Origin of the sequence: Runella zeae DSM 19591, from assembly GCF_000423565.1 — a bacterium.
GTDB classification, from domain to species: Bacteria; Bacteroidota; Bacteroidia; order Cytophagales; family Spirosomataceae; genus Runella; species Runella zeae.
In genome coordinates this window covers 1-8,409 of the sequence record NZ_AUIF01000082.1, presented here as the reverse complement: position 1 = coordinate 8,409, position 8,409 = coordinate 1, and the positions used below count along the sequence as shown (strand labels likewise).

The 8,409-nt window shown below is 41.6% G+C and carries 10 protein-coding genes and 1 pseudogene; 3 read left to right on the top strand and 8 right to left on the bottom strand.

Going from position 1 to position 8,409, the window contains the following annotated elements; translation table 11 throughout:
* The 8 genes and pseudogenes from G563_RS38695 to leuC form a co-directional block, all read right to left on the bottom strand.
* Positions 1 to 267, bottom strand: a 267-nt coding sequence (locus G563_RS38695; RefSeq protein WP_211235288.1) for a hypothetical protein, incomplete at its 3' end; no start/stop codon positions are given.
* A gap of 35 nt (positions 268 to 302) precedes the next feature.
* A complete protein-coding gene (locus G563_RS0117815; protein WP_028666500.1) occupies positions 303 to 1,070 on the bottom strand; it encodes a hypothetical protein in 768 nt (255 codons plus the stop codon).
* 202 nt (positions 1,071 to 1,272) lie between these two features.
* Positions 1,273 to 2,346: a 3-isopropylmalate dehydrogenase gene (gene leuB, locus G563_RS0117810; protein ID WP_028522076.1), complete on the bottom strand. Its 1,074-nt coding sequence runs from the start codon at positions 2,344 to 2,346 to the stop codon at positions 1,273 to 1,275.
* A 61-nt stretch (positions 2,347 to 2,407) separates the two neighbouring features.
* Positions 2,408 to 2,793, bottom strand: a pseudogene (locus tag G563_RS35165) (GxxExxY protein).
* 35 nt (positions 2,794 to 2,828) lie between these two features.
* Positions 2,829 to 4,328, bottom strand: a complete 1,500-nt coding sequence (locus G563_RS0117800; protein ID WP_445508772.1) for a hydroxymethylglutaryl-CoA lyase-like TIM-barrel protein — start codon at positions 4,326 to 4,328, stop codon at positions 2,829 to 2,831.
* Between the two features lie 23 nt (positions 4,329 to 4,351).
* Positions 4,352 to 4,948: a 3-isopropylmalate dehydratase small subunit gene (gene leuD / locus G563_RS0117795; RefSeq protein ID WP_028666498.1), complete on the bottom strand. Its 597-nt coding sequence runs from the start codon at positions 4,946 to 4,948 to the stop codon at positions 4,352 to 4,354.
* A gap of 70 nt (positions 4,949 to 5,018) precedes the next feature.
* Positions 5,019 to 5,372, bottom strand: a complete 354-nt coding sequence (locus G563_RS0117790) for a four helix bundle protein (RefSeq protein ID WP_028666497.1) — start codon at positions 5,370 to 5,372, stop codon at positions 5,019 to 5,021.
* Between the two features lie 65 nt (positions 5,373 to 5,437).
* On the bottom strand, positions 5,438 to 6,841 hold the full coding sequence (gene leuC, locus G563_RS0117785) for a 3-isopropylmalate dehydratase large subunit (protein WP_028666496.1): 1,404 nt from the start codon (positions 6,839 to 6,841) through the stop codon (positions 5,438 to 5,440).
* 183 nt (positions 6,842 to 7,024) lie between these two features.
* Here leuC and G563_RS35160 point away from each other — a divergent pair, with 183 nt between their 5' ends.
* From G563_RS35160 to G563_RS0117770, 3 genes are all read left to right on the top strand, one after another.
* Positions 7,025 to 7,312: a Uma2 family endonuclease gene (locus G563_RS35160; protein WP_037327364.1), complete on the top strand. Its 288-nt coding sequence runs from the start codon at positions 7,025 to 7,027 to the stop codon at positions 7,310 to 7,312.
* Positions 7,313 to 7,350: 38 nt separating this feature from the next.
* Complete coding sequence (locus G563_RS0117775) at positions 7,351 to 7,785, top strand: helix-turn-helix domain-containing protein (RefSeq protein ID WP_028666138.1); 435 nt, start codon at positions 7,351 to 7,353, stop codon at positions 7,783 to 7,785.
* A gap of 2 nt (positions 7,786 to 7,787) precedes the next feature.
* Positions 7,788 to 8,409: IS630 family transposase (locus G563_RS0117770; protein ID WP_169579773.1), on the top strand; the 622-nt coding region annotated here is incomplete at its 3' end.

The window sequence follows — 8,409 nt, the reverse complement described above, 5'->3', positions numbered from 1 at the left end:
TCTTCCGATGCCAAAACTAATAGCAAGAACATCATAAGTAGTCGCTACTTTATAATGATATAATAAAAAAAACAAAGCTTCTTTTGAGTTTTGAAATATACTATTGTTACCAAACCCATTAGGAAATCCTGATAGAACTGTTGGAGTATAATAACAAGAAAACTTTTCAGATAACCTATTAAACTCCTCTTTACTAAGGCCTGTTGTAGCTCGAAAATCTCTATCAGATTTTATATTACTAAATATACTAATTCTTTGTGATTTCATAATAACTTATTAAAATGTTAATTACCGCAAATATATCATAAAATATTGATTATCAGCAAAAGAACAACTCTAATAGAAATCAGAGTTAACTTTTCTAATTTTAAGGACTTATAGCTATCTAACTGTTTTTTAAGGCTAGATATTGCTATTTTTTGTAAATCAATGGTAGTGATATAGTTATTCTTAATAGATAAGATTTCATTTTTTGCTTGAATATTTATATTTTTTAATTTGACATATTTGGTATGTAAATTTGTATAATTATTTTTCAAATCTTCAAAATCTTTCTCTAAGTTTAAAATTTTACTTTTATATATACCTATTTCTTCTTCTTTCTCCTTTAGCTTGATTTGTGCTACTTTTTCAAAACTCAAGAGTCGGTTATTTTCTTTCGTAAGGCAAAAAATTCTACTTCTAAGTTCTTCACTTTTTTCTCGTTGATTTAGTATATTACTGTAGGCATCAACTATAGTTGACGGCTCTCCTTCTACGGTATCATTATCAAAAAAAGAACCCTCTTTTTTTGCGAAAACTGATTTATTTTTCTCATTTTTATTTTCTAAAATAGAGTTATTTTTATTCAACAAATCATCTTTTGTTTTACCTTCCCTTTTTAATACAACCTCATCATACTTAGATTTAAAATATATTTGAAGTTTCAAATCTCCAGTTTTCGCTATTATAACTTTTATTTTTTTAGAATAGGCAATAAATATTTCATCATCGACAACAGAAGACAATATCTTTATACAATTTAATACAGCCTCTTCTGTATTTATGTTTAGTGGCAGTTGAATCTCCATAGCTATCAAATGAAGTTATAGTACTTGTATACTAAAAGCCAAATGACAAATGATTCTAATTAATTATTTAGTGTGAATTCGGAATAATATGAAACCCCCATATTTAGCATAGCCAAGGCTGGCGCAAAACATGGGGGTTTTCTTTATCACTCTTACTTAAGTAAGAAAATATTACGACTCAAAAGATCAAGTAATATTTCGTCTACAAATGCTTCAACAACTCAGCGCCCATGGCGTCGGTGCCTAGGATTTTGTCGGCTGGAGTTTCGCTGTTGGCGATGTCGCGCGTGCGGAAACCGTCTTTCAATACTTTATCAACCGCTGCGATGATGGCATCTGCTTCGGCTTTTAGGCCAAAGGAAATATCCAACAACAACGCGGCAGAAAGTACAGAAGCCAACGGATTGGCTACGCCTTTGCCCGTAATGTCGTGCGCCGAACCGTGGATAGGCTCATAAACGCCCGTGCTGTCACCTACTGAGGCCGAGGCCAACATACCCATAGAACCTGCGATTTGGCTGGCTTCGTCGGTAAGGATGTCACCGAAAAGGTTACCCGTTACGACTACGTCAAAACGGCGTGGGTCTTTGATAAGTAACATCGCAGCAGCATCAATGAACTGATGCTCAACTTCTACATCTGGATATTCAGGAGCAATTTTTTGAATTACTTCACGCCACAAACGGCTCGATTCCAAAACGTTGGCTTTATCAACCGACATCAATTTTTTGCTACGGGTACGAGCCGCTTCAAATGCTTTACGGGCAATACGCTCTACTTCGTATTTGCTATAAATCATGGTGTCGTATGCCGTGTTTCCGTCGTCGAGACGCTCGCGTTTTCCAAAATACACGTCGCCCGTCAATTCGCGGAAGAAGAGAATATCGCTGCCTTTTAGGATTTCGGGCTTGATACTTGAGGCTTCCAACAATTCATCAAACAACTTGATAGGGCGGAGGTTGGCGTACAAACCAAGTTCTTTACGCATTTTCAACAAGCCCTGCTCTGGACGTACTTTCGCAGATGGGTCGTTGTCGTATTTTGGGTGACCTACGGCGCCAAACAAGATAGCGTCCGAAGCGCGCATTTTTACGAGGGTTTCTTCAGGAAGCGGGTCGCCCGTAGCTTCGATGGCGACGTGGCCGATGAGGGCTTCGTCGTAGGTAAATTCGTGGCCGAATTTTTCGGCGATACGGTCTAGTACTTGTTTACCAACCGTGGTAACTTCTTGCCCGATTCCGTCACCGGGTACGATAAGGATGTGTTTTTTTGCCATTTGTAATTTTGAATTTTAACCACTGAGTTACACTGAGTTTGTCACCGAGTTACACAGAGTTTTATAATACGTACCTTTTGATGCCGTTCCGTAAGCTGCTTACATTAAAATTCATCAAATACCCAATTTTGTATTCGCCTAAACGCATATAAGTCAATATTTGTGCTGTATGGACATCATTTAAAGATTCTACTGACTTCAATTCTAATACAATTGATTTCTCGACCAAGATGTCAATTCGGTAACCACACTCAAGTTTTACTTCTTCAAAAATTAGGGGATTGCTTTCTCTTTTTCAACAAATAACCCTTCTGCTTGTAATTTGTAGGCTAGGCACTCCTTATAAGCACTTTCTAACAAACCTGGCCCTAATTTTGTATGTACCTCGTAGGCACATTTTAAAATATTGCCAGTAAGATTATCAAACTCCGTATAACTCCGTGCCATAACTCTGTGATACTCCGTGGTTAATCAATTATCTTTTAAAGCGAAATCAAATTCAGCATTTTTTGCGTGGCTTTGATGGCCGAAACCGTTTGGTCAGAGTCTAACCCTCTGGTCTTGAATTCTTTGGCGTTCCAGTTCCACGTAATGACCGTTTCGCAAAGGGCATCGGTTTTTCCACCCGTTGGGATACGGACGGCGTAGTCGGTCAACAAAGGAAGTTCAAGGCTTTTCTTGGCGTAAATCTTCTTCAATGCATTCATAAACGCATCGTACTGACCGTCGCCTTGCGCGTTTTCTTCAAACGTCTCGTCCTCAATTTTGAGTTTGAGCGTCGCCGAAGGGCGAAGGTCTTTGGAGTGCGTCAGGACATAATTGAGAATCTCAATCTTGAACTCAATCGCATTGGTGTCCAATACGTCCGAAATAATGTACGGAAGGTCTTCCTGCGTCACTACTTCTTTGCGGTCGCCGAGTTCGATGATACGCTGTGTCACTTTCTTGAGGTCTTCGTCAGAAAGCTTAATGCCCAATTCGCGCAGGTTATTTTCGATATTGGCTTTGCCCGACGTTTTTCCCAAAGCATACGAACGCTTCCGTCCGAAACGTTCAGGCATCAACTCATTGAAATAGAGGTTGTTTTTCTTGTCGCCGTCGGCGTGAATTCCTGCGGTTTGGGTAAACACGTTGTCGCCCACAATAGGTTTGTTTGCAGGAATGCGTAACCCAGAGAAGGTTTCGACAATCTTACTCACCGAAAACAACGACTCCTCCACGACACCCGTTTCTACTTCTGGCATAAAGTCTTTCAATACCGCAATGGCACTGGCCAAGGGGGCATTGCCCGCTCGCTCGCCCATGCCGTTGACGGTCAAGTGCAACCCGTGTGCGCCTGCCCGCACGGCTTCCATGACGTTGGCAATGCCGAGGTCATAGTCGTTGTGGGCGTGGAAATCGAAGTGATGATTGGGATAGCGTTCCACAATCGACTTGATGTACGAATACGATTCGGCAGGAGTAAGTACGCCTAATGTATCGGGAAGCAGCACCCGTAGAATGGGCTGAGTGGTTAGAAAATCAAGAAATTGAAATACATATTCGGGTGAATTGCGCATTCCGTTGCTCCAATCTTCGAGGTAAACGTTGGCCGAAATTCCTTTCGATTGGGCTGCTTCGATTACTTTTTGGATGTCAGCAAAGTGCGCTTCGGGCGTTTTTTTGAGCTGGTGCGTCAAGTGATTGAGCGAGCCTTTTGTAAGGAGATTCATCACTTTCGCTCCTGACTCAAGCATCCAGTTAATTGACGCCTCACCGTCGACAAAAGTGAGTACTTCTACCTTGTCAATGTAGCCATTTTCTTGCGCCCACTTCGTAATTTTTTGAACCGCTTTAAATTCCCCCGCTGATACCCGTGCAGAAGCAATCTCGATTCGGTCCACTTTTAGTTCGGTAAGGAGCATTTGAGCCAAGGCCAATTTTTCCGAAGCCGAAAAAGACACTCCGCTGGTTTGTTCACCGTCGCGGAGTGTCGTATCCATTATTTCGATGTATCTCATAGAAATTAGTAAGGCCGAGCGGCTTCAAACGCACCGATTTCCTCTTTCATAGCTTGTAGATAGTCGATATCGTCGTAGCCATTGATGAGGTTGTGTTTTTTGTAGCCGTTGATGTCAAATGACTCCGATTCGCCCGTCGCAACAATCGTGATGGTTTGCTCAGGAAGGTTGACCGTCAACTCAGCGTTGGCATCTTTTTCAATGGCTTGGAAAATTTTATCCAAAAACTCAGGACTCACCGTTACGGGTAAAATCCCTACGTTGATGGCGTTGTTTTTGAAAATATCTGCAAAGAAGCTGGATACTACACAACGGAATCCGTAATCGTAGATAGCCCAAGCAGCGTGCTCACGGCTCGAACCGCTTCCGAAGTTACGGCCGCCTACTAGGATTTTACCGCTGTACAAAGGATTGTTTAAAACGAAATCGGCCTTAGGCGTGTCGTCGCCGTTGTAGCGCCAATCGCGAAAAAGGTTGTCGCCGAATCCCTTACGCTCAGTGGCTTTCAAGAAACGAGCGGGGATGATTTGGTCAGTGTCCACGTTTTCCAACGGAAGCGGCACTGCCGAACTGGTTAGTATGGTGAATTTATCGTATGCCATTTTTTGTGGGCTATCGGTTATCGGCTGTCGGCTGTCAGCAATTAGCTTTTCAACCTCAGAGCCTTTAACATCAAGCATTTAGTTTATTAATCAAATGATACAATTGCTTTTTAATTGAAACAATTTCTTGATGAATTGACTCATACTTTTGAGCTTCTATAAAGCCTAAGTCATTAGATAACAACATCAAGTATTCCAATTCAGAAGCTGAACCAAAGGAAATACCTAAAAATCTCGCAAAATCTTTTTCGCTTGATTTTGCCGCTCCTTCGGCAATATTAGTGGGTATCGACGTAACTGCTCTCCGGATTTGAGAAACTAAACCATACAACTCTTCTCTTGGAAAATTTTTGGTTTCTTTATATATCTGTAGAGTCAATTTATGACTTTGCTCCCAAACTACATACTTTCTAAAATCTCGCATTGTTTCAACTATTAAAAATTTGACGCATCGCATTCGGTACGACAGCTGACAGCCGATAGCCGAGGTTAAAGAAACTCCCGTGGGTCTGTGACTTTACCCGTAATAGCCGCAGCAGCAGCTACCAATGGGCTGGCCAATAACGTACGCGCTCCTGGGCCTTGACGACCTTCAAAGTTACGGTTAGAGGTACTCACAGCATATTTACCCGCAGGAATTTTGTCGTCGTTCATCGCTAAACAAGCCGAGCAGCCTGGTTGGCGCAATTGAAAACCTGCTTCGGTCAAAATATCCAAAATACCTTCTTCTTGGATTTGGGCTTCTACAATGTGTGAACCTGGTACCAACCAAGCCGTAACGTTGTCGGCTTTTTTGCGACCTTTTACGACCGAGGCAAACGCGCGGAAGTCCTCAATACGTCCGTTGGTGCAGCTTCCCAAGAAGACGAAATCAATGGCTTTGCCTAAAATGCTTTCATCTTCGGCAAATCCCATGTAGTTCAACGACTTAGCGTATGAAGCGGCTCCGTCAAGTACATCGGCAGCTTTCGGGATGTGTTTGGTAATACCCGTTCCCAAGCCAGGGTTGGTTCCGTACGTAATTTGTGGCTCAATGTCGGCCGCGTCGTAGGTGTATTCCAAGTCAAACCCAGCGCCTTCGTCGGTTTTGAGGGTTTGCCAGTACGCAACGGCATTTTCCCAAGCTTCGCCTTTTGGAGACTGCTCACGTCCGTTTAAGTATGCAAAGGTTTTTTCGTCAGGGGCAATCATACCACCGCGCGCACCCATTTCAATCGACATGTTACAAACCGTCATACGGCCTTCCATGCTCATGTTTTCAAACACGTCCCCAGCGTATTCTACGAAGTAACCCGTAGCACCACTGGCCGAAATTTGAGAAATGATGTACAAAACCGCATCTTTTGGAAGGACACCTTTCCCCAATTGACCATTGATGGTAATGCGCATTTTCTTGGGTTTTGGCTGCATGATACACTGCGACGCCAATACCATTTCTACTTCCGATGTACCGATACCAAACGCGATTGCTCCAAATGCGCCGTGGGTAGAAGTGTGTGAATCACCACAAACAATGGTCATACCTGGAAGGGTGATACCGTTTTCTGGTCCAACTACGTGTACAATCCCGTTCTTCTGGTGACCTAAGCCCCAGTGTGAAATGCCGTATTTGGCGGTGTTGGTTTCCAACGCCTTGAGCTGATTGGCCGAAAGAGGATCTGCTACTGGCAAGTGTTGGTTGATGGTAGGGGTGTTGTGGTCGGCCGTCGCAAACGTACGGTTAGGAAACAACACGCCAATACCTCTGCTTTCCAAGCCCAAAAACGCAACTGGGCTGGTTACTTCGTGAATAAAGTGGCGGTCGATGAACAATACATCGGGGCCGTCTGCAATCTTGCGGACAACGTGTGCATCCCACACTTTGTCGAAGAGAGTTGTTGGTTGGTTTGACATATCAATTTGAGATTAATGCAATAGGAGAATAATACGATACAAAATTGCAAGATTCCCTTCAAAGTGACATGACGCCCTTCGCTCAAACAATAGCGATTTTGGTTCTTTGTTTATTTTTGACCAAAATTAATACTTTGATAGACGACGATTAATTGGTTATTTTTGCAAAAAGACGCTACAACTATGCCAATAACTTCGCTCTCTCAATTGGATAAGAATGGTAGCTATACCTACTCAGAATATCTCAAATGGCAATTTGAGGAGTTTGTAGAACTTATTAAAGGGAAGGTTTTTGAAATACCTACGCCCTATACACAACATCAACAAGTAGTAGGAAATCTGTATGGTATAATTGGCTTTTATCTTCGACGTAAAAAGTACCTGATATTTGGACGTCCGTTTGATGTTCGCTTGCCTACCTATGATGCCAATGGCGAATTAATGCCTGATACTAAGTACAGTGTAATTTAAATAAGTTAAAATTTTGTATATTGCTTCAAAAAAGACAAATGCAGAAGCAACATATCAAACTTAGCGATTCAGATAAGCAACTTTTGGCGGAACTTTTATCAAAAGGTAGCTTAAAAGCAAAACAATATAAACGAGCCATAGCCTTGCAATTATTAGATTCTGGTAAAACGTTTGTCGAAGTCATGCAAATAGTGGATTGCAGTAACCCCACTTTGTTATCATGGCGAGATAAATATAATGCTAACGGATTAAACTTCTTAGAAGACCAACCCCGTAGTGGTCGTCCCATAGAAATAGATGGTTTACAGCGAGCTAAAATAACAGCCTTAGCTTGTAGTGAAAGCCCAGAGGGTCATGCCGAATGGTCTTTACGCCTTTTAGCAGAAAAAGTTGTTGAATTAGGGTATTGTGAGCATATTTCTCATAATCAAGTGGGAGTTATACTAAAAAAAATGAAGTCAAACCCCACCTAAAAATCTATTGGTGTATCGGAAAAATAGATGCTTTATTCCTTGCTAGAATGGAAGACATTTTGGGTTTATACGTATTACCTTATGATCCATTGTACCCTGTGGTCTGCTTTGATGAACGTCCCTGTTTCTTAATTGGTGATACGGTTGCACCCATTCCAACACAAGAGGGTAAGGTAGCCAAACAACATTATGCTTATAAAAAAAATGGTTCCTGTTGCCTCTTGGGGGCTATTGAACCATTAAAAGGTCATAGATTTACCAAAGTTTATCCACAAAGAACTAAGAAAGAGTACGCCGAATTTATGCAGGAATTGGTTAAATTATATCCTCAGGCTATCAAAATCAGGCTGGTTCAAGATAATTTAAACACGCATAATTTCAGTTCCTTTTATGAGACTTTACCCGCTGATGAAGCCTATGAATTAGCCCAAAGGTTTGAAATCCATTATACTCCTAAATCCGCCAGTTGGCTGAATATGATAGAAATCGAATTTTCAGCCTTATCAAAGCAGTGCCTTAATCGTAGAATTCCAACGCAAGATAAACTTGAATCCGAAATTGAGGCTATTGTCAAAGAACGTAATGATAAACAAATTAAAATAAAATGGCAGTTTACTATTAAAA